The sequence below is a fragment of the Microbacterium arborescens genome, from assembly GCF_049707515.1.
In the GTDB taxonomy this organism is placed as follows: domain Bacteria; phylum Actinomycetota; class Actinomycetes; order Actinomycetales; family Microbacteriaceae; genus Microbacterium; species Microbacterium arborescens_B.
Genome location: NZ_JBNAFI010000009.1, coordinates 50140 through 75153, shown reverse-complemented (window position 1 = coordinate 75153; position 25014 = coordinate 50140). Strand labels below are relative to the sequence as shown.

The 25014-nt window shown below is 65.8% G+C and carries 22 protein-coding genes; 15 read left to right on the top strand and 7 right to left on the bottom strand.

The genetic code is table 11. The features are described from left to right. Positions 1 to 201: 201 nt before the first annotated feature. Both ACPYN5_RS15455 and ACPYN5_RS15450 read right to left on the bottom strand, forming a co-directional pair. A complete protein-coding gene (locus ACPYN5_RS15455; RefSeq protein WP_424449828.1) occupies positions 202 to 2787 on the bottom strand; it encodes a hypothetical protein in 2586 nt (861 codons plus the stop codon). 226 nt (positions 2788 to 3013) lie between these two features. After that, positions 3014 to 3706, bottom strand: a complete 693-nt coding sequence (locus ACPYN5_RS15450; protein WP_311286341.1) for a DUF7882 family protein — start codon at positions 3704 to 3706, stop codon at positions 3014 to 3016. A 280-nt stretch (positions 3707 to 3986) separates the two neighbouring features. On the opposite strand from ACPYN5_RS15450, the gene ACPYN5_RS15445 reads away from it, so the two are divergent. The 4 genes from ACPYN5_RS15445 (at position 3987) to ACPYN5_RS15430 (ending at position 7425) form a co-directional block, all read left to right on the top strand. After that, on the top strand, positions 3987 to 4331 hold the full coding sequence (locus ACPYN5_RS15445) for a hypothetical protein (protein WP_311286340.1): 345 nt from the start codon (positions 3987 to 3989) through the stop codon (positions 4329 to 4331). A gap of 176 nt (positions 4332 to 4507) precedes the next feature. Next, on the top strand, positions 4508 to 5530 hold the full coding sequence (locus ACPYN5_RS15440) for a ComEC/Rec2 family competence protein (RefSeq protein WP_162815386.1): 1023 nt from the start codon (positions 4508 to 4510) through the stop codon (positions 5528 to 5530). A gap of 3 nt (positions 5531 to 5533) precedes the next feature. Continuing rightward, positions 5534 to 6241, top strand: coding sequence for a hypothetical protein (locus ACPYN5_RS15435; protein WP_114587677.1), 708 nt, complete (start codon positions 5534 to 5536; stop codon positions 6239 to 6241). 134 nt (positions 6242 to 6375) lie between these two features. After that, complete coding sequence (locus ACPYN5_RS15430; protein WP_114587676.1) at positions 6376 to 7425, top strand: hypothetical protein; 1050 nt, start codon at positions 6376 to 6378, stop codon at positions 7423 to 7425. Between the two features lie 28 nt (positions 7426 to 7453). Here the strand turns inward: ACPYN5_RS15430 and ACPYN5_RS15425 are convergent, their stop codons facing one another. After that, positions 7454 to 7702 carry a glutaredoxin domain-containing protein gene (locus tag ACPYN5_RS15425; protein ID WP_114587675.1) on the bottom strand — a complete coding sequence of 83 codons (249 nt, stop codon included), beginning with the start codon at positions 7700 to 7702 and terminating at the stop codon, positions 7454 to 7456. Positions 7703 to 7987: 285 nt separating this feature from the next. Here ACPYN5_RS15425 and ACPYN5_RS15420 point away from each other — a divergent pair, with 285 nt between their 5' ends. The 10 genes from ACPYN5_RS15420 (at position 7988) to ACPYN5_RS15375 (ending at position 18543) form a co-directional block, all read left to right on the top strand. Further along, positions 7988 to 8230 (top strand): hypothetical protein, encoded by a 243-nt coding sequence (locus ACPYN5_RS15420; RefSeq protein ID WP_162815385.1) that lies wholly within the window; start codon positions 7988 to 7990, stop codon positions 8228 to 8230. Between the two features lie 302 nt (positions 8231 to 8532). Further along, positions 8533 to 9507, top strand: a complete 975-nt coding sequence (locus tag ACPYN5_RS15415; protein WP_424449827.1) for a hypothetical protein — start codon at positions 8533 to 8535, stop codon at positions 9505 to 9507. A 206-nt stretch (positions 9508 to 9713) separates the two neighbouring features. Next, on the top strand, positions 9714 to 10457 hold the full coding sequence (locus ACPYN5_RS15410) for a hypothetical protein (protein ID WP_424449826.1): 744 nt from the start codon (positions 9714 to 9716) through the stop codon (positions 10455 to 10457). After that, positions 10457 to 12382, top strand: a complete 1926-nt coding sequence (locus tag ACPYN5_RS15405; protein WP_424449825.1) for a type IV secretory system conjugative DNA transfer family protein — start codon at positions 10457 to 10459, stop codon at positions 12380 to 12382. Before ACPYN5_RS15410 ends, ACPYN5_RS15405 begins: the two co-directional genes overlap by 1 nt. Positions 12383 to 12402: 20 nt before the next feature. Further along, on the top strand, positions 12403 to 13086 hold the full coding sequence (locus ACPYN5_RS15400) for a hypothetical protein (protein WP_424449824.1): 684 nt from the start codon (positions 12403 to 12405) through the stop codon (positions 13084 to 13086). 286 nt (positions 13087 to 13372) lie between these two features. After that, complete coding sequence (locus ACPYN5_RS15395; RefSeq protein ID WP_424449823.1) at positions 13373 to 13672, top strand: glutaredoxin domain-containing protein; 300 nt, start codon at positions 13373 to 13375, stop codon at positions 13670 to 13672. A 93-nt stretch (positions 13673 to 13765) separates the two neighbouring features. Beyond that, positions 13766 to 14908 (top strand): tyrosine-type recombinase/integrase, encoded by a 1143-nt coding sequence (locus ACPYN5_RS15390; RefSeq protein ID WP_071330019.1) that lies wholly within the window; start codon positions 13766 to 13768, stop codon positions 14906 to 14908. A 5-nt stretch (positions 14909 to 14913) separates the two neighbouring features. Continuing rightward, positions 14914 to 15234 carry a helix-turn-helix domain-containing protein gene (locus tag ACPYN5_RS15385; protein ID WP_071330018.1) on the top strand — a complete coding sequence of 107 codons (321 nt, stop codon included), beginning with the start codon at positions 14914 to 14916 and terminating at the stop codon, positions 15232 to 15234. Between the two features lie 743 nt (positions 15235 to 15977). After that, positions 15978 to 17072 (top strand): hypothetical protein, encoded by a 1095-nt coding sequence (locus ACPYN5_RS15380; protein WP_071329987.1) that lies wholly within the window; start codon positions 15978 to 15980, stop codon positions 17070 to 17072. 169 nt (positions 17073 to 17241) lie between these two features. Then, complete coding sequence (locus tag ACPYN5_RS15375; RefSeq protein WP_424449822.1) at positions 17242 to 18543, top strand: ISL3 family transposase; 1302 nt, start codon at positions 17242 to 17244, stop codon at positions 18541 to 18543. A gap of 62 nt (positions 18544 to 18605) precedes the next feature. Here ACPYN5_RS15375 and ACPYN5_RS15370 read toward each other — a convergent pair whose 3' ends face one another. The 4 genes from ACPYN5_RS15370 to ACPYN5_RS15355 form a co-directional block, all read right to left on the bottom strand. Further along, complete coding sequence (locus tag ACPYN5_RS15370; RefSeq protein WP_071329986.1) at positions 18606 to 19871, bottom strand: MFS transporter; 1266 nt, start codon at positions 19869 to 19871, stop codon at positions 18606 to 18608. Further along, positions 19868 to 21508 carry an ABC-F family ATP-binding cassette domain-containing protein gene (locus ACPYN5_RS15365; RefSeq protein ID WP_184219691.1) on the bottom strand — a complete coding sequence of 547 codons (1641 nt, stop codon included), beginning with the start codon at positions 21506 to 21508 and terminating at the stop codon, positions 19868 to 19870. Before ACPYN5_RS15365 ends, ACPYN5_RS15370 begins: the two co-directional genes overlap by 4 nt. Before the next feature lie 313 nt (positions 21509 to 21821). Next, positions 21822 to 22823 (bottom strand): IS481 family transposase, encoded by a 1002-nt coding sequence (locus tag ACPYN5_RS15360; protein WP_424449821.1) that lies wholly within the window; start codon positions 22821 to 22823, stop codon positions 21822 to 21824. Further along, positions 22820 to 24001 (bottom strand): Cmx/CmrA family chloramphenicol efflux MFS transporter, encoded by a 1182-nt coding sequence (locus tag ACPYN5_RS15355; RefSeq protein ID WP_424449820.1) that lies wholly within the window; start codon positions 23999 to 24001, stop codon positions 22820 to 22822. Before ACPYN5_RS15355 ends, ACPYN5_RS15360 begins: the two co-directional genes overlap by 4 nt. A gap of 347 nt (positions 24002 to 24348) precedes the next feature. Between ACPYN5_RS15355 and ACPYN5_RS15350 the strand changes: the two genes are divergently transcribed. Continuing rightward, positions 24349 to 24984, top strand: coding sequence for a hypothetical protein (locus ACPYN5_RS15350; RefSeq protein WP_424449819.1), 636 nt, complete (start codon positions 24349 to 24351; stop codon positions 24982 to 24984). Positions 24985 to 25014: the final 30 nt, after the last annotated feature.

Here is a 25014-nt window from a genome sequence, read left to right as displayed (position 1 = left end):
ACCAGTCTCCCTGCCCGCGACCGCGGACGACAGGACGACTCACATAACAACCGGACCTACGAAACGGGGTCAGCCCATGGAGTCTACGGATCTCGCGTCACGGCTGATCGGTGCCGAGCTCCTCGTCGGACCCGCGGCTGGCCGAGATGCGCAGGAGTGCGCCGCGCTTCTTCGTGACGCCGGGATGCACTCAACGTGTGTCTATCTTGAGCGGTCCGGCAGCGGGAACCCGACGCGTTCTATGACTTCGGCGGCGTAGGCGCCGGTGTGGGCGCCCACTGCGTTGGACCAGGCGATCGCCGAGGAAATTTCAAGTCCGGTAAGTCGACTGAGGACAACGGGTGGGAGTTGTTGGCTGAGGGCGATGAGGGCGCTGGTGCGTGCGAGTCGTGGCGGGATGTTGATGCTCCGCAGTCGCTGGTTCAGGGTGCTGGGGGCCATATGGTGTCCGGCGCGGGCGCCGGGATAGATCCAGTCCTGCTGGACGCTCTCCACAAACATCCTCCGTGCCGAGCGGTTGCTGGCGGCACCCGCGGCGGGGGGCGCAAGTTCGGCTGGGAGGACGAGGGGGGCAGAGCCGAGGCGGACGAGAACCGCGTCGTCGGTGATCGTGACGTCTTCGATGCGGAGTTGCACGATCTTGGCTGCGCGGACGCCGAACATGAGCAGGAGCCCGGCGGCGAACTTTGTATGCGGGTCGATCGCGTGGTCGGCGGTGACGTCCGCGATCAGCCGCCAGCGTTCGTCGTCGCTGAAGCTTTGCGGATTCAGGCGCCCAGATGCGGGAGGTGGCGCGGTCAACCGTCGTGAGCGGTCGCCGCGCGCCGTCCAGTTCAGGAAATGATGCAGGAACGGGCGCGCGTCGGCGGCGAGCCAGGCATCGACCTCGGTTTGAGTGAGCGTCGCCAGGCTGCTGCCATGGTGGTGGAGCCAGCGGAGGAACTCGATGATCCCGGTGATTTCGACGCGCCGCCATGAGATCTGTCCGGCCAGTGAGGGGGTCGCGTTCCCGCGCAGCACCCGCAGGTGCCGCCATCGCGCGAACTGGGTGATGACCCGCCGCTCGCTGGGATCGGGGATGGTTTGGAGTGTGTCGGTGAGCCAGATCTCGAATCGGGCGAGGAGCTCGCCGCGAGGTGGTAGCAGGCCGTGGTCGACCAGCACGGAGCGAACGGCGCGGGTCTGGTTCTCGGTGCCGATCTGGTCGAGGAAGGTGTGGGTGCGCAGGGTCGGATCGGAGAGGAGTCTCGTGACCAGGGTGCAGGCGAGCGTGCCGCGCTCGAACGCGTAGATGATCTTCGACGGTGCTCCCAGAAACCATCGTTCCCGGAGCTGCGCGATGCGGGGGTCGTTCGCCGCGAGACCGTCGGGGATCATCTCGCGGATCATCTTGTCCGCGCGGCAGCGGGCACAGTGTTTACCGACGAGCCGCGTGACGGTCCCGCATCGGGTGCAGCGGCGGAAAGACTCGGGCTGTTGGGGGTAGCAGAGCGGACAGTAAGGGTGCCCGTCGACGCGACCGTTCACGAGCCGGTCGTCGCCGCAGCCGGTGCAGGTCTCGATGATTCGGGGTGTGCATGCCCAGCAGAGGAAGCCCGACAGGTCTGGGGCGCGTTTGTGGCGGAGTCGGACTTCTCCGCAGCTCGCGCAGGGTTCGCGCGGGTTGGCGCATTGCTCGCAGACTGCTCGGGCTGTGCCCGCCCATCGACACTTCCGCTCACGGGCGCAGATCGTGCAGACGTCGACGCTGGCCGCGTCGCTGCAGGGTGTGCAGATCGCTTTGTCGGTGCGGTGGAACAGGCACGCGGTGATCGTGGCACACACCGTGCAGGTGTCCTGTTGAGACGACGATCGACACGTCGAGCAGAGCGGCCCGGTGGGGCTTCGGTACGCGATCAGACGGTGGGTGCCGCAGCGGACGCAGGGGGCGCTCTCATCCTCGAGGGTATTGGTGCAGCGTTGGCATAGCCGCCGCCCGTCAGAGAGCAGGCGTTCCAGATGGGTCAGGTCGCCGCAGTCATCACAAAGTGCCCGGTGCGCGTGCCGATAGCAGCGGCGGCAGCTGATTTTCCCGTCGACACGTTCGGTGAGTGTGCGAGTAGTTCCGCAACCCCCGCAACGCCGCGGAGGAAGCCGCGCGCCGTCAGCGATGAGGAGGTCATAGAAAGCACCGAACAGCACCGACCCGACACCAGGCTCCGCGAACCACTCGTGCGCGTGGGCGTGGAGTTCGAGCATCAGTCGGACGCGGCGGTCCCGCGCGGACGGCAACCGGTGGACCGCCTGCTCGATGACGGATGCGGCGATGCGGCGGTGTCGGCGGATCTCGATGATGATCCGATCCGTCGAGTCAGGTTTCATGTCCTTCCAGCAACGAAGGCAGTACTCGATCCCATCTGGTCCTGCTTTCAGGACCCGGGTGTGGCCGCAACGCCGGCAACTGCCCTGACGTCGCGTGAGACGGCGGCTGCAGGCGTTACAGGCTCGTCCGCTGGGCAGCTGCCGGGGCAGCGGTCGCTGCTGGCCGCAGAGCACGCACCCGGGCGCCTGGATCGTCCTGGCGCCCGCTTCCACGAGCCGGAGCAGCAGCCTCGCCAACGCCGGCGGTGATGTGGGATCCGCCGCGGTGAGCAGGCCGGGGGAAGCGACCAGCAGATCCAGTGTTCGCCGGGCGACGGGCAGCTGCTGGAACTCCCCGGCGACGATCTCCCGCACCCGATCCGGGGTAAGGGCATCCTCGACGGCGGTGATCTGTGCGGTGAGCGCGGCGAAGACAGGGTCACGCATCCGGGGGAAGTATCTGTGCCCTTCGCGGCCGCAACATCGAGCTGACCAGCTTCGAGCTCAACGCGCTGACCCACGAACTCCAGATCGCTGCCGAGCTGTGCGCCTTTCTGCAGGAGCGATCGCTGGGGCACTACGAACCGGCAGCGGAGGCGACAGCAACAGCGGCCGACTGACGTCGACCGCTGAGCCTCGTCCTCACCACTCGGCGCGTCCGCCTGGCGCCGGCTTAGATGTAGCCAAGGCCGAGATCAGGGTCGACGTCATACCTGATGTCGAAAGCAAGCGAAGAGTCCGAGTCGAGTCGCACAGGCTCTGCGCTGACGACCACACGCGACGCGGCCGTGATCAAGACGTGAATCAGACGGTCACCCAACAGGGCCAGTTCGACGAAGTCTCCGCCGGAGAGCACGGCGGGACGGACACGACCCAGCAACCGGTGCACCGTCTCCCCCTGTGCGAGCTCGAATCGGTCATCGTTGATCGTGATGACCGTGCGGATGATCGAGTGCGGCTCGCTCATCGCGGCATCGTGCGAACCCGATTCCGAAGCATCAGGCGCCTTGACAGGGCGAGGAAGCAGCGACAGGAACCCACTCACAGCCCGGTCTCCGCCTCCCCGGAATCTGATGAAGTCCCTGGAAATGTAAAGGCCGCCCGGCTGGCTCGCTTCAAGGACCATGCGCTCTACGCTCTCTCTGTTTACCGGCGGTCGCTGCTTGGCTCTGAATTTGAAGACGAGCGTGCTGGCTGCGTTCACCCAGATGCTGGTCTTCCCATCGCCCAGGGAAGCGTCGTTTCGCCACGTCAGCATGAATGCCTCTCCGCGCCGCAGCTTCACCCCCACCACGGCCTGCAGGTGAGCAAGCACATCATCGGTGAAGATGACGCGCGCTGACGCGTGGTATTGGAAGCGACCCACGACCCAGAGCCTGCTCACCGGGCATGGAAGGTGGTTCCGCCGCCCAAGTCATCGGCGGAACCACCCGAGCTGCTGCAGCTCACCAACGACGGTAGGGCCCAGACCCGCCGACGCTGTGGGCCTTGCCGCAGGCACAGCTGTCAAGTAGGCGGCGACCGCCCCGATGCGGATCTCCGATCTTGCGCATGGCTTCGGCGCACGACCTGAGCGGCAACCTGAGAACTGGAATTGGTACTCTCACGCTTAGTTGTTCGTCTGTAAGAAAAGGACCGCCGTTTCGATGCCGCACCGTAGCCGCGCTCTCCTCGAAACCTGGCTCACTGAGTTCACCGCTGACCACGCGCTTGGCGGTCTCGCCAGGGTCATCCCCCAAGACGGCACCCTCGGAGGAGACACGGGACTCATCGTCTTCCCCCTCGGTGGCGGCACCACCAGCGTCTACATCGAGCCGGTCGCCGTCGGCGACCGCAGATGGCGCATACACTTCGAACCCCGCGAACAAGAAGCCGTCATGAGCAGCGCGCAGGTCCGCACCATGGCAGCCGAACTCGAGATGTCCGCAGCACTATGCGACTTCATCGAAACGAAATCAGCGGCACACCTCGCCGGCATGCACTCCAACTAATCAGCTTGGTGGGGTGCTCGGCGACATAAGGCCGATTATCGGGGGTCTTGGTCGCCGCGACCTGAGCGTATCCGGCGCCCGCAAGCCATCTGACGACGCGCGCTCGCGCCCGCCCGCCTTGGGTGTCGTACTGAAGGTCTATCCTGTTGCCGTCATCACAGATAGCGGGGGTAGCAGTGATTGAAGTCGAGTTCATACCTGTCGGGGAGAAGACCGACACCGGGGACGCCATTTTGGTTCATTTCACCGAACCAGAGATCGCCACAGAGCGGGTTGTTCTCATCGACGGCGGGTTCACCGAAACGGCCGAGAAGATCGTGGATCACATCCAGACCTACTACGGAACGTCTCGGATCGACCTCATGATCTGCACTCACCCGGACGATGATCACATCAACGGCCTCTTTGGGGTTCTTGAGCAAGCGCGTGTCGACCAATTGCTGATCCATCGTCCGCGCAACTACGGTTACAACTCTGACGAGGTAAAGGCAAGTAAAGTTGACGACCTCATCGCGCTAGCTCAAGCGGAGGGCACCGTGGTCGTCACCGACGCCTACGCCGGCCACGAGTTTTTTCACGGCGCTCTCCGCATTGCCGGTCCCACGGTGGACTACTACGTCTCGCTGCTGAACTCTCAGGTGGCCAGTGCCTCTCTCACAGCTAAAGCAACGTCGATGTTCCACGCCGCGGTGCAGACAGTCCGCAACGCCCTCACGCCTCGTGGGACTGACCCGGGCGAGGGGGAACTCGTGGACCACGGCGGCACTTCGGCGCGCAACAATACGAGCATCATCGTCGACGTACAGGTAGACGGGTATCGGGCTCTTTTCACGGGTGATGCTGGTGCTCCCGCGCTCGAGCGTGCCGCCGACTACCTCGAGGTATCGGGTCGGAGTGCCGGGGGCGTTCCGGACTTTTTCGACGTGCCCCACCACGGCTCTCGCCACAATCTCACCTCCTCAGTGATGAACCGGCTAGCCGGACCGGTTGTGGGTGACACCGGGCAGCGAAGCGCGTTCGTGAGCGTGGGCGCGGAGGCTACTGAGCACCCCCGCTCGGAGGTCGCGAACGCGTTCAAGCGCCGCGGTTACACCGTAAGTCCCACTCATGGCCAAACCATCCGATGGCATCGCGGCGCGGCGTCTCGCACGAACTGGGTTCCCCTCACTCCTTTGCCCTGGCTCGAGCCTGATAACTAGTCTGTGTCCGACCACTCGTACGAGCGGGTCACGCAGCTGCTGCCCGCCGCTGCCGTGATCTCACCTCTCAGTGTCCTAGTCCTCCTTGTTTTTCGTGCCGATGACGCCATGGCGCTCACGCGGTCGGTTGTGGGTGTTGCCGGCGCAGCCGGCTTCCACCTCCTCGTGATGCGCCTGATTCGTGACCGTGGCAACCGCGTCCAGCGCAAGTTGTGGGAGTCCTGGGGCGGGAGCCTCACCACGCAGTCGCTGCGATGGTCACGTCGCGACGAGGCATCCGTTCGTCGGTTGCACCGACGAATTCAGCAGCGTACGGGCGTGAAACTACCTTCACTCCGCTTCGAGGAGACTCACCCGGGCGCGGCTGACCAAAAGTACGCTGAAGCGGTGAAGGCGCTCCAGGAGCTCACCCGCGACCATGCAAAGCATCCACGCGTATGGTCGGAGCTCAAGCAGTACGGTACGGCGCGAAATTTCTACGGCGCCAAGACGGCCGGTCTGGCGGTGGCAGGCGTGGTCGCCTCGGCCAGCGCGCTCCTAGGCTGGCTTAGCCATACCGGCGGGTGGGATGTGCATTGGGGGTTCTTCGCTGTCGCCTGCACGTTCGCCGTGCTCGTCGTCGTCATGTGGCTGACAGTCGTCACTCCGGAGTTCGTCCGCGTCGCAGCGCAGCGTTACAGCGACGCGCTCATCTCATCGATCTGGGGCTAGACCCCGCACCGCCAGATGCCGACCGCATTTGGCTGGAGGGTGGCGCCTCTCTGAATTGAAAGGTATCCGACGCGCGAGAGTGGACTATCGGGTTCCTGGGGTAGCGGGCGATCGGTAGACGTCATGATGTCTCCATGACCTCGAAGCCTCAGCCACGCAGCCTCCCCGCGGTCGGCATCAACCCCCACCATGTCCGGCTGCCTCTTCGTCTCTACTCGGCTGCGCAGCAAGCAGCAAGAGTTGCCATTCAGCACCACGCCAGTGCCGACGAGGGAGAGCAGTTGCAGGCTGCAATCGCGATTGGTTCTGCCGCGGAGTACTTGGCGCGCGCGGCGGTTGCCTTCCAGGACCCGCTGTTGTTGGCGAAGGAGAAAAGCCCTGACTCGCAGATCATGCTGTCGCGGGCGAATCTCGGTGACCCGCTCAACCCGTCTTTGCTTCGGAGTATCGACCTCAGCGATGTCTGGAAGCTTCTTCACAAGCTGAACAAGCGGCTCGCGCCCCATATGGACAGGGGCGGAAACGGATCGGGTCTCACGGCCCTCGTGATGAACGTGAGGAACGCGGCGGCTCACATGGCACTCGTCGATGCTGCTGAGCTGGAAGCGGCCGCTCGTGCGCTGGTCACGCTTGTAGAAGCGATGCATCCAGTCGGAAACCGGGATGAAGCGAGCTTCTGGCCGGTGGAGTTGGCGACGAGTGTGCAGCTCTTAAAGACCGGTAACTCAAGCGCGGCGGCGAGGCGCTCGCAGGCGAAGATCGACCTTGCGCGCGAGAACCTCCGCATGCTGCTTGCTGGCATGAAGCCGGACGAACAGGAACGAACTCAGGCCCTCTTGGAAAGCCGCGACATCGTTTTCGTGACCCTGGAGCGATATCGGAACGTGCCTACGCAGTGCCCAGCGTGCACTCGGCAGGGCGCCATCACTTACTTGATCGAAGAAGGCGAACCAGAGCACGGAGGCTACGAGGAGACTCCTGGCGGGTCGTACGTCGACTATGGATGGTCGAGATCGCTCACGTTCACCGCAGCAACCTTTGAGTGCCCCGTGTGCGCCCTCCGCCTGACCCCCGATGAGTTTGAGGGATCAGGCCTACAGGTGGTGCTCGAGGAGGAATGGGAGAACGTGGAGGATCCGTACGCTGATTGGGAGCCGGACGAAGACGAGCTACGCGGCCGCTGACAGCTCACGGACCGGCACCGCAGAACGTCTAGTAGTGCTCCATTCGGCCGCGGCGTAGCTCGACAATCTTGTCGACGCGCAGGCCGGTCCATTTGTCGCCGTCGTCTGTGACGACCAGCGGCAGCTCACGTACGCCAGCGGCTCGCAGCTCGTCGACCAGGCCCGCGGCGTCGGCGTCGACGAGATCGAAGTCGATACCGGCCAGGCGCAACGCTGTGCAGGTGTTCGTGCACTTCGTGCAGCCCTCGGCCCCGTACACCGTGACGTGAATGCTCATCGCTCGTAATCCTCTCTGCGGTCCTCGGCCGTTCAGCCGATGCCTCGCCATCGGCTGATACTTGCCGCCCGCACGTCGGCTCAGAGCGGGTCAAGGGCCGGCATCGCCGGGATTCCGCAGGAATCTGCGCAGCACCCTTGAGGCGTTCTGAGCCGACGTGCTTCCCCGGTGCCCCCGGCGCCGGCAGCTCGAGCAGTTGACACGTACGTGTCAGTAGTGGTGTTAACAGCACTTCGTTCGGCGTGTTGGCTGACACGTGGTGTTGACACCGCTATCGTCGCCGGTATGACCAGACGGCAGATCCCCCGAGGCACGCGCGTAGCGTCGGCCCGGTTGTCACTGATCGTGGAGGAAGAGCGCAAGCGCCGCTTCGATCAGATCGCCGCGCAGGCGGGTATGTCCTCCGCGGGATTCTTCGAGGCGGTCGTCGCTCATCTTGAGGAAGATCTGAGCGACCGTGGCGTGCCGAACTGGCTCCCCCAGCCCGAACCACACGACGGGGAGCTGCCTATCAGCGACGTCGCATAAAAGACTTCGCCCCCCGCAGATGCGAGGGGCGAAAGAGTCAAGTCCGATCCGATGAGTTTGGCGACCTAGCGGATCGATAGTCCCAACACCTGCCACGAGTGGCGGGCCTTTGGCGTACCTACCTGACGGGAGGAAGGTATGTGCACACCTTAGCGCACAGCGACCCAACAAGCCATAGCGCGAGAGCTATCGAGACGGGCGTGTCGCACGAGTCCACGCGGTCGTGGGCTCTGCCGGCGCCCTCTGGGGCGTACGCGCCGCTGCGGGCTTGGGTATCGGGTAACGCGTGGTTTGACGCCGTGATGGACGCTCTGGCCACGCCCGAGGGTGAGGCGCTGCGGCGTGCCGCTCGGGTTGCTCCGGGCACGTTGCTGCGGGTGGCGTACGACGATCGCATGTCGGCCGATCGGTCGACGGGCCGGGACGTCACGACGGCTCACGAGACGGTCGCGGAGCGGCTGGGTATGAGCGCCAAGACGGTGCAGCGGGCGCGGCTGCTGCTGGAGGCGATGGGGCTCGCGGTGACCGTGGTGGGAGGCCGCTATCTGACGAACGAGGAGCGCGAGCAGGCTCGGCGCACTCACGGCGGCGACCAGGTGCGCGCGGCCTCGACGCGGGCGCTGGTAATGCCCTCCACTCCCCCGCCTGCGCGCTCGACGTCGACGCCGGCGAAACCCGAATCTGTGGAGAATGTCCACCTACCTGTCTCTCCGTCAGGAGAGCAGGTAAGTCACCTTCCTGAATCATCACCAACGCGCGCGATGCGCGCTCGGAAGGGCACCGCTCCGCGGCGCCCCGCAATGACGAAGAGGAAGATCGAGGCTCCGCCTCGGAGCTTGGCAGTTCAGCAGCTCGCGGCTCGTCTCGTGCAGCGGATGCCGTGGCTCGCAGAGCAGCAGCACATCGGCCGGCTGTGCCGTCTCGTCGACCGATTGCAGCTGGTCGAGCGAGGCTGGACCGCGCAGCAGATCGTGGATCAGATCGAGCGGCACAGCCGCTGGGCAGGGATCCAAGTGGCACCGGCCGTGGCCCAGCGGAACCCGCTGGGGTACTTTGCTTGGCTTGCGGATCGAGCTATCTCCGCGGATGAGCTGGCACCGTTCGAGCAGGTTGCTCGTGAGCGTCAGCAGCGGATCGCGGCCGCTCAGGAACGAGCTGCCGCCGAGCAGGCGCGCCGCCGGCAGATCGCCGCTGAGGCGGCCGAGATCGACGCGGTGATCGCGGCAATGCGTCAGCAGTTCCCGAAGCGGCCGAGCACCCCACGTCTGTTCGTCTGAGTATTCACTTGGAGCGAATAGGCAAACGAACCAATTTGGTTCGTTTGCCCTTGTCCTGCCGTCCCCACCACGCTTCGCGCTTGCCAACCACCGGCCCTCAGCAGATACTCTGTTCGGGACGGTGGTTGGCAAGTTCTGGTGGGGACGGCAGGACAAGGGCGGTCCAAAGATGGAAGGGATTGTGTGGTGGTGAAGGTGGGTGTGCGGTGCAGATAACGGCTCGGGATGAGCGGCTGTTCGAGTGGCTGCGAGAGGTGCGGCTGGCAGATGCGGAAGCGCTGCGGTGGGCTCTGGCAGCGGCGGATGGGCGGAGCGAGCCGGTGACTGCGCGGCGGGCTCAGCAGTGGATCGCGCGCGGCGTCGAGGCCGGCGTGATCGAGAAGGCTCGGCCGATGTTTCGGGATGGTTCCGTTGTCTGGCTGTCTCACGCAATGTCGGGTCGAGCGGCACCCAACCTGTTCCGTGCGACGACCCGCCATGAGGTCGCGGTGTCCGCGATCTCGGCGCGGTTCATGGCTGCCGGCTACGCGTGGAGCCGGGACCGTCAACCAGCGTCGACGAGGGAGCACGCGGCGGACGGAATCGCCCGCCGCGTGGAGCGCGTCGAGCGGGTCGAGGTGGAGCTGACAGCGAAGACGCTGGCGCGATACCAGAGCATCCTTCTCGGTCACGCTCGGTGGCTCACCGAAGGGGTCGAGCGGGTGGTTTACGTCGGTACGGCGGCAGCGATGCGGGCTGTCTCGCGTGAGGCCGACAAGTGGGTTCACCCGGCGGTCCGCGATCGCCTGGTGACCGTGGCCGCGCTCGACGAGCGGGGCCACATCGAGGGAAGCCTCGACGCCCTCTGGGCGTCTTCCACCAATGACGGTCAGGTCGTCGAAGAACAGACGATGGAGGCGCCGCCGACTCTGCCGGCGCCGACGCTTCCGGTATGGGGAGGTCGGGACTGATGAGCCAGAACAACACCCAGCAACAGCCGTCCACGGACGCCACGACCGAAGCACTCTTCGGGGTGGTCAAGATCGTGCTCGCCCTGGCCCTCACCGTGATCTTCCTCCCGTTGGCCGTGCCGCTACTCGCGGTCAGCCTGACGGGTAACCGGATAGCTAAGCGACACTGGTTCTGGATTACCCACAAGTGGCACCCGTGGGTGAACACCGCGGCGATCGTCATCGCCGCGGCAGTGCTCACGGCCGAGATCGTGGCGTTGACGGGCTGGGTCACCAGTGGCGACGCCCGGACGTTCGTGCAGCAGGACGGCTGGCCCCTCGCACTTCTTGAGTGGTGGTGGCCGTTCCTGCTGGTCAACCTGCTGCTGGGCGTGCTGCTGCTGCCGGTCGCGTGGGCCTGGCGGCGCCGTCAGCTCGCGGAGCTGGTGCGGAACCGGAAGATCCCCGATGTGCTCACGCAGGAGCACATCGAGAGCGCCCGCAAGCGGGCAGCCGATATCGTCACAGCTCGCAAGCTCGGGCTGCGGCTGGACTCGCGCACCGGTTCGCTGACGCCGCTGCGCGGCGGCTCCCCCATCGTCGCTCCGCACCCCGTGCCCGCGGTGCGCGCACGAAACGGTGCGCGGGAGAAGGTGACCTTACAGGGCATCGGTATGGTCGAGCGCCCCACCATCCGCACCTTCGGTGACCGGATGCAGGACACCCGGCGGGTGCCCGATTGGACCGACGATGCCGGCCGCTACGTCGTGCTCCCGGAAAGCGCCGGCGCCCAGCGCGTGCTCATGTTCGCCGAAAGCGGCTCGGGAAAGTCCGTGCTGCTGCACGACGCGATCCTCGCCGTGCTCGAGCTGGGGTGGCCGGTGTTCTTCATCGATGCGAAGGGCGACCCCGACGACGCCGAGAAGCTCGCCGCCGTCGCGGCGGCCCGCGGTCACTCCGTGCTCGTCGGTGAACCGTGGAACCTGTTCACCGGCTCCGCGGCCGAAATCACCACGAAGCTGATGCGCACCCTCCCCCGGTCCTCCGGAGACGGGCAGTTCTACAACGACGAGGTGGAATCGGTACTCAACGCGATCCAGAGCCTCCGCCCGCTCACGGGCATGCGCGACCTGTTCACTCGGCTCAGCAACATCACGCCCGAGGACGTCCGCGATGGCGCTCAGTTCGCGATGCTCACCGCGCCCGTCGACAAGCAGGGCACGCCCCGGGTGTTCCGGGTGCGGGACCGGCTGCTTCTGGCCCTCGGGCCGTTGGAGCCGCACCTGGCGGCGTCGGGGTGGAGCTTTGAGAACCGCACCGCGGATCTCACCATCGTTCCGCTTGCTCCCTCCGACCGAGCCCAGGCCACCGTGGGCGACCTGATGATCGTCGACCTCCGCCGTTACATGAGCGCAAGGCTGGCCCGCAGAGACAAGACACCCGCTGTGGTGTTCGTCGACGAGTTTGCCCAGCTCGTCACTGACGACAGCGACCCCGGCGACATTGCCGCATCGATGTTCGAAACTGCCCGGTCGGCGGGGCTCGGGCTGTGGCTTGCCGCTCAGTCCGTCGCCGGCGTCTCGCAGGACGACACACGGCGACGTCGCGCGCTCGCGAGCGGCGCCGCCCTGATCGTGGGTCGCTCTAAGGACCCGGAGGACATTGTGACCTTCGCCGGCACGGCGATGCGGCTCGAATCGTCTGGCGCTGCGACCGGTGAGGAGCTGCGATCGGCGCGAGCTCAACACACCTACGTCATCCCACCCGACGACGTGCGTCGCGCGGCCGTGGGGCAGTTCTGGATTGTCCAGGGCGGCGCGATCGCGCCATTCCGGGCGCTCCCCTCCCCCACGATCCCGGCCGGCGCCCACGCAACGCCGGCGACGGACCAGGCCGAGCCGACAGCGGACCAACAGGAGCGCGAGCCCCAGACCGAGCCGCAATGAGAAATCGGTAGGTTCCTCGTATGCGTCCCGCAAAGCCCGTCATCGTCCACATCATCTGGGCGGTGGCGGGCTTTGCAGCGGGTGCCGCTGTGGCGCTGCTGTGGGTGTGGAGGTTTGACGCGAACTGGGTCGGTGCGACCGGCACCTGGTTCGGGGCGATCGCGACCGTGCTTACGTTGCTGTGGGCCGTGCAGACCTTCCGCGCCGACCAGACCCGCAGGGAGGTGGAACGAGCCGATCAGGAGGCCGCTCGCGTTCAAGCTGCTGTAGACGAGCGCCGCGAGGTAGAGGAAGCGGAAAGGCGATCCCAGGCGGCAGCGGTCGAGCAAGCCAACCGCGTGACGGTAGCGGTTTTCCCCAATGGAGCTTCTGGACGCAACAACGACATGAACGTGGACAGTGTGGTTCTCCGTATCACGAACGAATCGCGGGAACGCATCATGTTCAAATCGTTCAAGTTGGGGGGCCCGCTGCTCTCGCGCGCTGCGCTCGCGGAGCCCATAGGCATCGACGCGAACGACACTCATCGCCTCACAGTGCGTGTAGCTCGCGTCCGCGTTTCTGATCGCGAGGCTTCCGGACGCGAGCCAATAGCCCGATTCGTGGCGGAAATCACCTACACGGTCGCGGGTCAGACGTGGACCCGTAGCTCCGTCGCGCCCGCACGATTGATTCGGCCTGAGAACGAGGGCCCAGAGAGCTGAGCCGGCGCACGAGGCGCCGGGCGGGCTCTGCCCGTAGACGACGGCCGCGATGCGGCCGCAGCCCAGCGCCCTCCGGGCGCACCTTTTTCTGCCGTGAAGCCTTCGGCAGCGTACGGTCGGCCAGCCTGAGCGCAAGCGACTCCCCCGAGATTTTCGGCACGCGGTCGCTGCGCTCCCTTATTTCGCGCCGAAATTCTCTCCTCCGCTGCTTGCGCTCAGGCCGTCCTCCCTAGCGGCGACAAGTCGCCTTCACGGCAAAAAAACGTGAGGGGGAGGAGAGAAGATCATGGGCGCAACAACCACAGGGCGGGTCACGGTGTTCAGCCGTGAGGGGTGCGTGCAGTGCAACGCCACATATCGGTCCCTCGACGATCACGGCGTCGACTACCGGATCGTTGACGTCGACGAGCTGCGCGAGGGCGCGGCCGAGGAGCTGCGAGCCCTCGGGTTCACCCGCCTCCCCGTGGTGAAAGTCCCCGACACTTCGGCATGGTCCGGGTTCCGCCCCGACCTCATCGAGGAGATCGACAAACGGGCGATATTGCCATCCGATGCAACGCGCGAAGCGCGATCGCCCGCGCGGTAGAGCCTGAGCTCAAGAAGGATGTCGAGGGGGCCGGGGGTCTCTGCGCCACTCTTGATCACCCAGAGTACTTCATTTGCATCAATGTTGTATTGGATGCATCATGAGGATGTGCTTGAAGTTGATCCATCGTCTGCGCAGCGGCTCGTCTCCGCGCGGAATGTCATTCATCTTGACCCTGAGGGAGCCGTGCTCGACGGGATGTTGAATGGGTGGCGAGCCCAGCAGATTGCTCGCTTCTTGAAGGCTCCGACGATTGCGGCGAGAGAGCGGCTCGTGCGCCGGTTCGTGGACTTCACGGGTATGTACCCGTGGCAATGGACGCCGGCGGAGGCGGAGGCGTGGATCAGTGAGCTGCGCTCGGGCGTGAAGCCGTTGCGGCTATCGACGCTGCGTGGATACGAGATCGACATCAAGATGTTCTGCGAGTACATCACTGATCCTCGATATCCCTGGCTGTCCGAGTGTGAAGCGCGTTTTGGCGCTGCACCCAGACAGGTGTTCCATGAGGACAACTCGATTGTGCATGTCAGCGAGTACGAGGGCGATGCCGCGCGGCGACCGTTGACATTCGACGAAGTCCAGGCGCTGTTCGATGCGGCCGACGGGCTCGCCGCACGGATCCTGTCGCGACGGCGAAAGGGTGCGGTTCAGGCCGTGCGGGACGCCGCGCTTCTCAAGTGCGTCTATGCGTTCGGGTTGCGAAGACGTGAGGCGGTCATGCTTGATCTCGTGGATCTCCGCCGCAACGCGAAGCTGCCGCACCTAGACCGATTCGGTGCACTGTCGGTGCGCCATGGCAAAGCGAGCCGCGGGGGCCCGTCGAAGCGGCGCACGGTGCTCACCGTTCCGGAGATGGGCTGGATCGCGGAGACGCTGGCGCACTACCTCGATGAGGTTCGGCCGGCGTTGTCGTCATCGTCGAGTTCGTCGCCTGCTCTGTGGGTGACCGAACGGGGCACGAGGCTGAGCAGGCGTGCGGCGAACGAAGCGTTCTGTACAGCTCGTGATGCCGCGGGGATCGACTCTTCGTTGGATCTGCATTCGTTGCGGCACTCGTACGTGACGCACCTGGTGGAGTTCGACTACCCGGAGCGGTTCATTCAGGAGCAGGTGGGGCACTCGTTTTCCTCGACGACCGCGATCTACGTCGGCGTCTCTAACGAGTACCGGAACCGGCTGCTCACCCAAGCTATTCACACCCGCTACGGCGCCGACTTCGAGGAGGCAGCACGGTGAAAGAGATGGACTACGTCTGGCATCTGCGAGCGAAGATGGCGGAGCGTGGAATGTTCGCCACGACGGACCTGCAGCCGCTGCTCGCTGAGCGTGGTGTCGCGCTCTCCCGGGAGCAGACCTACCGGCTGGTGACGGGTCAGCCGCAGCGCCTGAGCATGGTTACGCTGATCGCGCTGTGCGACATCCTTGAGTGCACACCCAACGACCTCATCGAACCCCGCATCGTCGAGGCGTCCGCCAGGAAGGCTTCCGGGGAAGTCATCCCGCGGAAGAGCCGAGTATCCGCCCGCCGAACGACGATCAATCGGCCCGGGCATTCGAAATGACCGTGGTGCCGGAGCATCCTTGCTCCGAGTGCGGAAGCCGCGCCCCGCGGGTGAAACGACTCCCCGACGGTGGAGGGCTCTGCCGACCGTGCTACAACGTCAGCCGACGTATGGAGTGCTCGCGCTGTGGTCGCATCCGTGCGCCCAGCGCTCGAGCCGAGGACGGCGCACCACTCTGCGGGCACTGCGCGCGCCCTAAGCGGGCGTGTGCGGGATGCGGCCGTGTCGATCACGTCACCGCCATCGTGGACGGTCAGGATCTCTGCCAGCGCTGCTACTCCGCACCGGTCAGAGCGTGCGGACAATGCGGACGGGAGCGACGCGTCGCAACCCGCCACCAGAATGGCGTAGCAGATCTGTGCCACAGCTGCTACCGCACCCCCATCGCCGAGTGCGCCATCTGCGGTGAGAAGCGCGCGGTTCATACGACCTGGCCCCTCGGGTCTATATGCGGCGTGTGCTATCGACGCGAGCTCCGCCACCCCGACGGCTGCGGGTCTTGTGGGCAGGTGAAAGCGCTCATCGGTCGCGATGACCGAGGGGAGCGCGTTTGCGGGCCGTGTGCAGGGTCGACGCGCGACTACGTCTGTGCCACGTGTGGCGCCCCGGGTGAGCAGCACTTCGAGAACACCTGCATCCGCTGCTCCGTCGTTCGAGCCGCCGGCGACCTCCTCGCGTCCGCGACGGGGGTGATCCCCGGGCGTTTGGCCGGGCTCCCGGACGCGCTCGTTTATCGAGGTCGCGTGGACTCGACCATGAGATGGCTGCTCAAGCCCACCCCGAGAGCTCTGCTCCGAGCGATCGGGTCGGAAGAGTCGATCACGCATGCGCGCGTTGACGCGTGTCCGCCTGGGCAGGCGCGACATCATCTCCGTGCGCTCCTGGTCGACGTCGGCGTTCTCCCGGTACGAGATGAGCAGACTGAGCGGCTCGAAACATGGGTCGACGAGTACCTGATCCAGCTTCCTTCACACCATGCCGCCGAGATCACTCCCTATGCACAATGGAAGGTGCTGCGGACTGTGCGGCGGCGGGCAGGACGCCGCCGTACCACGGTCGGTGTCGCAGATTCCGCGCGTGAACGGATCCGCGCGGCCGCGCGACTCCTGCAGCACGTCGAGCAAGAAGGGGCGGGCTTCTCCGCGCTGACACAGGAGGTCCTAGACCGGTGGGTCGGCGGCAACGCAGCCCGCACCGGCGACATCGCACCGTTCATCTCGTGGCTCAGGTCCACCGGCCAGTATCCGGGACTCCGCGTCGAGCGCGGACAGCAGGCCAGGCCGAGCGAGGTCAGCGGGGAGGACGAGCATCACGCTCTGGTCCGCACGTTTATCGCCGGGTCGGACGACACGGTGAGCCTCGCGACCAGGGTTGCCGCGCTGCTCGTGCTCCTTTACGGAGCTCGAACCGACCGCATCCACCGGCTCACCACTGTCGACACCAGTACAGCCGGAGGACGAACGTATCTCGCGCTATCGACAGAACCCATCGAGATCCCGAACTCGGTCGCTCAACTCTTCGCGCAGCTCGTGAAAGAAGCTGAGCAGAATCCGGGGGCGACTCGGCGAGCCGGTGAGGGATCGTATCTATTCCCATCTCCCCGACGACACCACGAGCCGATCCATCCCACGACCCTCGGACGGTGGATAGCGCGGGCCGGGGTCAGCCCGCGGATCGCCCGGAACTACGCCATGCTCGCCCTCGCTAGCGACCTCCCCGCCGCTATCGTGGCCGTTCAGATGGGAATCACGCCGCAGACAGCGAGCCGATGGTCGCAGTTCTCGCAACGCGACAATTCCGAGTTCGTCGCCGCGAGAGCAGATTTCCTCCCCCGCTGAGGGCACATCGGAGTGGGTTCAGGCAGCCGCGGCCCGAGAACTCCAAGCCGAGTCAATTCGGCTCTTCGCAGTTGAGGGTGTAGTCGGGGTTTGCGGGGCGGTGGCTGGATAGGGGTCGAGGTCCCCCGAGGATGGAAGTTCCTACGCTCACCATCCGGAAGACCTCGACGTGTTCAACGCTACCTTCGCCGCGCCCTGCCTCACCACGTTCTGCCGCCTCGACGAGCTCGGCCTCGAGGCCGTCGGGCAGCACCTCGACACGGAGCGGGCGGTGATCGAGTGTCGCGTCGTCGAGGACGATCCGTGGTGTCGCAGGTGCGGAGCTGAGGGGGTGCCGAGGGACACCGTGGTCCGCCGTCTCGCGCATGAGCCGTTCGGGCATCGGCCCACGACCCTGCTGGTGCGAGTGCGCCGCTACCGATGCGCGCACTGCGGGAGAACGTGGCGGCAGGACACCTTGAAGGCTGCGGCGCCGCGCGCGAAGATCTCCCGCGGCGGGCTGGGCTGGGCGTTGTCCGCGATCGTCGTGGACCATCTCACCGTGACACGCGCAGCGGCCGGTCTCGGGGTGTCTTGGCATACTGCGAACACCGCGATCATCGCCGAGGGCCGGCGACGTCTGATCGACGCTCCCGACCGGTTCGAGGGGGTCACCACGATCGGCGTCGACGAGCACGTCTGGCGACACACCCGGCTGGGCGACAGGTACGTCACCGTGATCATCGACCTCACCCCGGCCCGCAACAAGACGGGCGCCGCGCGGCTGCTGGACATGGTCGAGGGTCGCTCCAAGGCGGTCTTCAAGCAGTGGCTCGCAGAGCGCCCGCAGTCGTGGCGGGACGGGATCGAGGTCGTCGCGATGGATGGGTTCGCAGGGTTCCGAACCGCCGCCGCGGAAGAGTTGCCCGACGCGGTCCCGGTGATGGATCCGTTCCATGTCGTCCGGCTCGCCGCCGACGCGCTGGACCGCTGCCGACAGCGGGTGCAGCAGGACACGCTCGGCCACCGCGGCCGCGCCGGTGACCCCCTCTATCAGGCCCGCCGCACCCTGCACACCGGCGCGAGCCTGCTCACCGAGAAACAGGCCGGCCGCCTCGAGGCGGTGTTCGCCATCGAAGAGCATGTCGAGGTCGAAGCGACCTGGGGTATTTACCAGCGCATCGTCGCCGCCTACCGCGAACCAGACAAGAACAAGGGCAAGCAGATGATGCGAGCCGTGATCGACGCCGTCAGCAGCGGCGTCCCGGCCGCGCTCGTCGAGATCCGCCGGCTCGGTCGGACGTTGAAGCAACGCGCCGTCGACGTGCTCGCGTTCTTCGACCGGCCCGGCACCAGCAACGGCCCCACCGAAGCGATCAACGGTCGGCTCGAGCACCTCCGCGGCTCCGCACTCGGCTTCCGCAACCTCACCAACTACATCGCACGCAGCCTGCTCGAAGCCGGCGGCTTCAGACCTCACCTACACCCTTGATTCCGAAGAGCCGTCAATTCCTTCCAGGACGCTAACAATCAGGGACGCAGTGCGGCGCTGGGTCAAGTGTCCAGGGGGTGTCTCGTCTCGACGTCCCGCATGCGTCCGGCTAGAAGCGCGACGATGGCGAGCAGCGTCGGCGCGACGCCGGCCACGATGAAGATGGCTGGTATCGGCACGATCAGCGATAGGGGCCCGGCGATGGCGATCGAGACGGGCATGAACGCGATGGAGACGAAGAAGTCGAGACTGGCGACACGGCCGATCATTTCGGGTGGCACGAGGCGTTGAAGCAGTGTGCCCCAGATCACCACGCCGGCTCCTGTGGCAGCTCCGACCGCGAACAGTGTGGCGAGCATCACTATTAGGTTGTTGGCGAGGCCGATGAGCACGAGCGGGAGGGTACCGCCGCCCCAGAGGCCGATCATCAGTGTCAGGTATCGCCGGGGCAGTTTGAGTGACGACACGATGAGCGATCCGATGGCGCCTCCGATTCCGTAGGCGGCGAGTAGTAGTCCGAACGTTGCTTCGGCGTCGTCGAATCGGTCGCGGGTGAGGAAGGGGAGAAGTACCTCGATTGGGCCCTGGATGATGAGCGCGAGGGATGATCCGAAGATCAGGGTCCATAGCAGCCAGCGGGTGCGGGCGACGTAGCGGACCCCGGCTTTGAGGTCGCCCCACACGCTCGTGCGTTGCTGCGACTGTTCCGGTTCGGTGGTTTCCTCCCGGCGGCTGAGGAACAGTGTGATGACGAACGCGACTGCGTAGGACGCGGCGACGATGACCGCTCCGATGGCGGGGAAGAACGCCCCGACGATGATCCCTCCGAGGGCGGGTCCGAGGCCCTGCCCCATCGAGGGCCGGAGAGCCCCTTCGAGCCCGTTTGCGGCGAGCAGTTGTTCGGGCGGTAGTACTTGGGGGAGGTAGGCGCTGTAGGCCGGGTAGAAGAACGCACTACCCGCGCCCATGGCGAACGAGGCGAGCCCGACATGCCACAACTCGATCGCGCCCGTGAGGGACAGCACCGCGACGGCGGCCATGACCGCCGCGGTGAGTCCCTGCACGGTGATGATGATCCGCCGCTTCGAGAAGCGATCGGCTACCACCCCGCCGAGGACCGAGAAAGCGAAGAGGCCGAGGCTGAGCCCGGTAGCGACGGCTGACAGGGCAAGGGGGCTGTCGTCGAGTGCGAGCACCTGAAACACCATGACGATGGTCCACATGCCGGTGCCGAAGACTTCGATACCGACGGCCGCGAACAGCAGCCGGTAGTCGCGGGTAGCGAGAGGGCGCAGCGCCCGCAGCCGGTCGGGAGTCTCGCGGGTCATACGAGCGCCTCGCTTTCGGTCGTAGCTTCCAGTTGCAGTGCCGGCCAGCCTTCGACGTCGCGGAGAAGCTGCCGGTCGTGGGTGGATACGACAACAGCCGCTTGGGTGGCGTTGAGCGCGTCGGTCAGTTCGTCGACGAGCGCGATCGATAGGTGGTTGGTCGGTTCGTCGAGCAAGAGCACGTGCGGCTTGGTGGCGAGCACCAGGGCCAGCTCGAGGCGCCGTTGCTGGCCCATCGACAGCTCACCTATCCGCTTGCTCGATTCGCGGGCGCGCAGGAGCCCGAGCTGCGAGAGACCGACTGCCTCACGCGATGGAACGAGCGCGTCGACGTGGGCTGCGTAGAACTCGCTCGCGCGACGATCCAGCGGCAGCTCCGACTCTTGGCGCAGAAAAGCGAGCCGCACGTTCTGCGGGCGACGAACGGTGCCGGTGTCCGGGCGGAGGTCTCCCGCTGCGACGCTCAGCAGTGTGGACTTGCCGGCCCCGTTGGGTCCGGTCACTACGAGACGCCCGCGGTGTGACAGAGAGAACGCCGCCGGGCGCGTAAGCCTGCCGGTCACGGTCACGTCCTCCACGCTCAACAGCACCGCTCCGGTTCGGGTCGCAAGCTCCGGGAAGCGAAACACTTGCGGCGGCTCGGGAACAGTCACCGCGTGCGCTTCGAGTTGCTCCTGCCGGCGATGCACGCTCTGCACGAGCCCGCCCGCGCGCGTGGCCCGTCCGTGCTTGTTGGTTCCCTTCTCTGGTCGCCACCCCGAGACGAGTCGGTTCTGCGCCGAGCTGAGACTGTCCTGCAGCCGCGCGAGCTCGGTCTGCTGTCGCTCGAATTCGTGCTCCCACCGTTCGCGCTCGGCGCGCCGGCCCTCGCGGTAGCCGGCATAACCGTTGCCGTACACGCGCACCCGGTCATCCGGGGTCGGGTCGAGGTCCACGATCGTCTCCGCGACGTCGGAGAGCAGCGCGCGATCATGGGTGACGACGACCACGCCGCCGTTTCGCGACCGCAGTTGCGTGGTCAGAAACTCGAGGCCGCTTCGATCGAGGTGATTTGTGGGTTCGTCGAGGAGCAGGAAATCGTCGTCGGCGCCGAGCAGGCACGCCAGACGGACTCGATAGCGCTGCCCGACGGAGAGGTCGTCCAGGCGCCGGGATGGCTCCGTTTCGGCGTCGAGTGCTTCCAACGCGATCTGCACCCGCCGTTCGGCATCCCACGCATCGAGGACTTCGGCGTGTTCCAATGCGGCGGCGTATCGTTCTTCGGCGCCGGGGACGCCTGCGGCGAGTGACACCGCGGCCGAATCGAGGGCCGCAACGGCGGCGAGCGGCTGCGCGATCGCTTCCGCGACCGCCTGGCCCACTGTGCGGTTGCCGCCGGTCGGCATCTCTTGTTCGGCTATGCCGACCGTCCCGAGTCGCTGCACTACTCCGCTGTCCGGGGTGAGAGCGCCGCTGAGGACGTGCAGGAGCGTCGACTTCCCCCGGCCGTTCTCGCCCACGATCGCTACTCGCGAGGTGGCCGTGACCGTGAGGTCGACGTGGCTGAGGACGGGGGTGGCTCCGCGCGTTACGGAGACGTCGGAGGCGATGAGCTGCGCGCGATGGCGCGCTGGTAGAGGGGTGTTGAGGGAGAGCATTCGTATCCTTCGGAAACGACGCACCGCACGGCTATGAAGCGTGCGAGGGTGCGCAAGGTGACGGCGACCCGTGCAGGGTCGAGAACGAGCGGCCGCCGCAGGCTCGGATGACTCAACGAGCGCGGTAGGCCTTACTCAGCCGTCACAGGAAGTACAAATGCACATTCCGAGTGTATCGAACGACGTGATCAGAGCAACCACCGAAGAGACTCCGCCTGGAGTTTGTGGCTCTCGTCAGCGGGACGCGCCTGCCCGGAGATCTCCGCAACAGAGGAGAGGTACAAGCCCACCACACTCGGCGGACGACGATCTGCTAGCTGTATGAGGCCAGCACGTTGTTGACGTGCGTCGGCGTCGCCAGTGCGGGTGGTTGTCCGTCGTGTGCGCCGTGGGGTCGGTGGTAGTTGTAGTGCTGGTTCCAGACATCGAGTGCTGCGGCGCGTTCGTGTTCTGAGTGCCAGGTGCGTGCGTAGAGGAACTCCTCGGCGAGGATGCGGTTGTAGCGTTCGATCTTTCCGTTGTGTCGCGGCGTGTAGGGCGTGATGCGCTGGTGTCGGCTCTCGCCCATGGCAGCAGCGAATGCGCTGGCCCGGTAGCAGGCGCCGTTGTCGGTCACGATGCGCTCAATGTGGGTGATGCCGTGCGCGGCGAACCATGCTCTCGCGCGATCGAGGAACGCAACTGCGGTCACTGCTTTCTCATCGGACAGTGCTTCCGTGTAGGCGAGTCGGGAGTATCCGTCGATCGCAGAGTGGAGAAACACGTATCCAGTCTTGGCGCCTCTCTTCTTCGTCCGCGCGACCTTCTTTGCTTCGATGCTGCCCTTGCCGTGCACGCGCCAGCCGCCGCCGTCCGGGATGCGTCCTGTCTTCTTCACGTCGATGTGCATCATGTGTCCGGGGCGCTCAGCGACGATCTTCTGCGGTTCTCGGTTCGTTGCACCGGTCGGGTCGATGATCTTCCGGCGATTCAGCCCGAGGTGTGCGAGTAGGCGCGTGACCGTGCGGCGGCTGACGGAAATGCCACGCTGATCCAGCTCGAACGCGATACGTGAGGCTGACCACTTGTGATGGCGTCGCATGGCTTCGATCATCACCACGACTTCGTTCCGCGTTGCCGTTGGCTGACGGATTGGGGTAGACGCACGATCATGCAAGCCGACCTCACCGAATCGGCGGTATCGTCCGACCCATTTGGATGCGGTGGCTCGGGAGATGCCCATCTCGGCGGCGACATGCGCGAGGGGTCGAGTCCGACAGCGTTCGATAAGTCGGCGACGACCCTCGACCGTCAATGGCGAGTTCGCATGCGTCACTTGACCACTTCGCTCTCGGCGGGTGCGACCAGTCGAAGAACGGGAATGGCGAGCAGCAATGCGGCTGCGGTTACGATGACGGCCACCCACACCGGCCCGAGCGCGCCGGGCATTACACCGAGTGCGGCAGCGGCGAGGACTGGACCTGCTGCTGCACCGACGTTGAGTGCCGCGGTCGCATACGAACCCGCCATGGTGGGCGCACTCGCCGCCGCATAGAGCACTCGCGTGATCAGCGTGCTCCCGACAGCGAACCCCAACACCCCCTGAGCGAATACGAGCCCGAGCAGGGCAACGGGGTTCGTCGCGAAGAGCGCCAACGCGACCCACCCGAGCACAAGAACGCTTCCACCGCCCACGATGACGATTCCGGGTCGGGCATCCGACAGGCGTCCCGCAACGGTGACTCCGATGAAGGAGCCGACGCCGAAGAGCACAAGCGCTACCGACACCCACCACTGGCTCATGCCGGCGGTATCCGTAACAATCGGCGCAAGGAAGGTCAGCGTCGCGAAGGTTCCGGCGTTCACCAGGGCAGCCAGCAGCATCGTCAGAAGGAGGCGCGGGGAGGCAAGCTGGGCTAGCTCCACCCGCAGCGAGGTCGAGAACGACTCCTCCCTTGGCGAGTCGTCAGCTTGAGCGGTGAAGCCCGCGGCGATGCCGATCGCAGCGGGGACGCAGAGAAGAGCGATCGCCCAGAACGTCGACTGCCAGCCGAGTGCCGTACCAAGCAGAGTACCCGCGGGCACGCCGGCGACGGTTGCGACGGTGGTGCCCGCCAGCAGAATCGCCACGGCCCGACCTTTGGCGTCGGGTGCCACGAGTTTCGTCGCCGCACCCAGCGCGACCGCCAAGAAGCCTGCGTTGACGACCGCCGCGATCACACGCGTGATGAACAGAACAGTGAAGTCCGGTGTGAGTGCCCCGACGACATGGGACAGCGCGAACACGATCACACAACCCAAGAGTGTCGCTTTCACGGGGAGGCGACGAGTGAGCGCGGCCATCGCAGGTGCGCCGATCACCATCCCTGCCGCGAACGCCGATGTCAGGAGACCAGCTGTCCCCACGGAAACGGCGAAGTATGCGGAGATGTCCGGCACGAGGCCGGCGAGCATGAATTCGGAAGTACCCATGGCGAAGACCACCAGGGCAAGAAGATAGAGAGCAAAAGGCATCGAGATAGCTCCGAAGCGAGAGTACGAACAAGAGAACGTCTCGTCACCACGGTCAGCGCCCAAAGGACACCCGAATGTCGTGCTGCGCGCAGCACTGAACGGCAGAGAGCTAGGGGCTCAGCGGAGGTGAGGGGCTGACGGCGTGACCGAAAGCCCCTGAGTGTCCGATTCAGGGCTCGACATACGCCTCATCGTAGCCGTCTGCGTCGCCACCCCCAAAGAACGTCAACAACCTCATGGCCAGCAACAGCTAGCTGTCGCTCAAAGGCATGAGCGGATCGACGCGTGCTTGCGAATAGCGCAACCCTCAATATTGACTCTCCGCCGGTCCCCGAGGCGGTGAACGCATGAGCGCCACCGTCGCCGCTCCCCTGGTCGCCGCAATCGAGCAGGCGTGGGCCGATATCCGCGAACGTCACCCCGAGGTTCCCGAGGTCGTCGTCACGATCGGCAGCGGGAGCGAGGCCAAGGGGATGAAGCTCGGACACTTTGCCGCAGCGCGATGGGTGCGCGGTGAGGACGAGCTGCACGAGCTGTTCGTCGGCGGTGAGGGTCTGGCCGGGGGCGCCGCGTCCGTCCTCGCGACGCTGCTGCACGAGGCCGCGCACGCGGCCGCGCAGTCCCGCGGCATCCAGGACACCAGCCGTCAGGGCCGCTATCACAACCAGCGATTCAAGAGCATTGCCGAAGGCGTCGGGCTCACCATCGAGCACGATCAGAGCATCGGATGGAGTGTGACGACACTCCCCCGTCACACCGAAGCCGAGTACGCCGAGACGATCGCGACCCTGCACACCGCGATCACCGCACATCGCCGCGCCGAAGCGATCGCCACCGGCGGAGGGCGCAAGAGCAACAACAACGGCGCCGCCGTCGTCTGCGGATGCGGGCGGAAGATCCGCGCCTCTCTCAGCGTGATCGAGGCCGGCCCCATCATCTGCGGCATCTGCGGCACCCCGTTCGAACCCGAAGAAAATAGCTAGGCCCCCTTGCATTGCAGTGCTAGGGGGACT

What these genes read in the sequence shown, in the direction of transcription:
- ACPYN5_RS15455 (WP_424449828.1), bottom strand. Translation starts at nt 2,787, where the DNA reads ATGCGTGACCCTGTCTTCGCCGCGCTCACCGCACAGATCACCGCCGTC.
- ACPYN5_RS15445 (WP_311286340.1), top strand. Translation starts at nt 3,987, where the DNA reads ATGCCGCACCGTAGCCGCGCTCTCCTCGAAACCTGGCTCACTGAGTTC.
- ACPYN5_RS15430 (WP_114587676.1), top strand. Translation starts at nt 6,376, where the DNA reads ATGACCTCGAAGCCTCAGCCACGCAGCCTCCCCGCGGTCGGCATCAAC.
- ACPYN5_RS15425 (WP_114587675.1), bottom strand. Translation starts at nt 7,702, where the DNA reads ATGAGCATTCACGTCACGGTGTACGGGGCCGAGGGCTGCACGAAGTGC.
- ACPYN5_RS15420 (WP_162815385.1), top strand. Translation starts at nt 7,988, where the DNA reads ATGACCAGACGGCAGATCCCCCGAGGCACGCGCGTAGCGTCGGCCCGG.
- ACPYN5_RS15415 (WP_424449827.1), top strand. Translation starts at nt 8,533, where the DNA reads ATGGACGCTCTGGCCACGCCCGAGGGTGAGGCGCTGCGGCGTGCCGCT.
- ACPYN5_RS15405 (WP_424449825.1), top strand. Translation starts at nt 10,457, where the DNA reads ATGAGCCAGAACAACACCCAGCAACAGCCGTCCACGGACGCCACGACC.
- ACPYN5_RS15400 (WP_424449824.1), top strand. Translation starts at nt 12,403, where the DNA reads ATGCGTCCCGCAAAGCCCGTCATCGTCCACATCATCTGGGCGGTGGCG.
- ACPYN5_RS15395 (WP_424449823.1), top strand. Translation starts at nt 13,373, where the DNA reads ATGGGCGCAACAACCACAGGGCGGGTCACGGTGTTCAGCCGTGAGGGG.
- ACPYN5_RS15390 (WP_071330019.1), top strand. Translation starts at nt 13,766, where the DNA reads ATGCATCATGAGGATGTGCTTGAAGTTGATCCATCGTCTGCGCAGCGG.
- ACPYN5_RS15385 (WP_071330018.1), top strand. Translation starts at nt 14,914, where the DNA reads ATGGACTACGTCTGGCATCTGCGAGCGAAGATGGCGGAGCGTGGAATG.
- ACPYN5_RS15370 (WP_071329986.1), bottom strand. Translation starts at nt 19,871, where the DNA reads ATGACCCGCGAGACTCCCGACCGGCTGCGGGCGCTGCGCCCTCTCGCT.
- ACPYN5_RS15365 (WP_184219691.1), bottom strand. Translation starts at nt 21,508, where the DNA reads ATGCTCTCCCTCAACACCCCTCTACCAGCGCGCCATCGCGCGCAGCTC.
- ACPYN5_RS15355 (WP_424449820.1), bottom strand. Translation starts at nt 24,001, where the DNA reads ATGCCTTTTGCTCTCTATCTTCTTGCCCTGGTGGTCTTCGCCATGGGT.
- ACPYN5_RS15350 (WP_424449819.1), top strand. Translation starts at nt 24,349, where the DNA reads ATGAGCGCCACCGTCGCCGCTCCCCTGGTCGCCGCAATCGAGCAGGCG.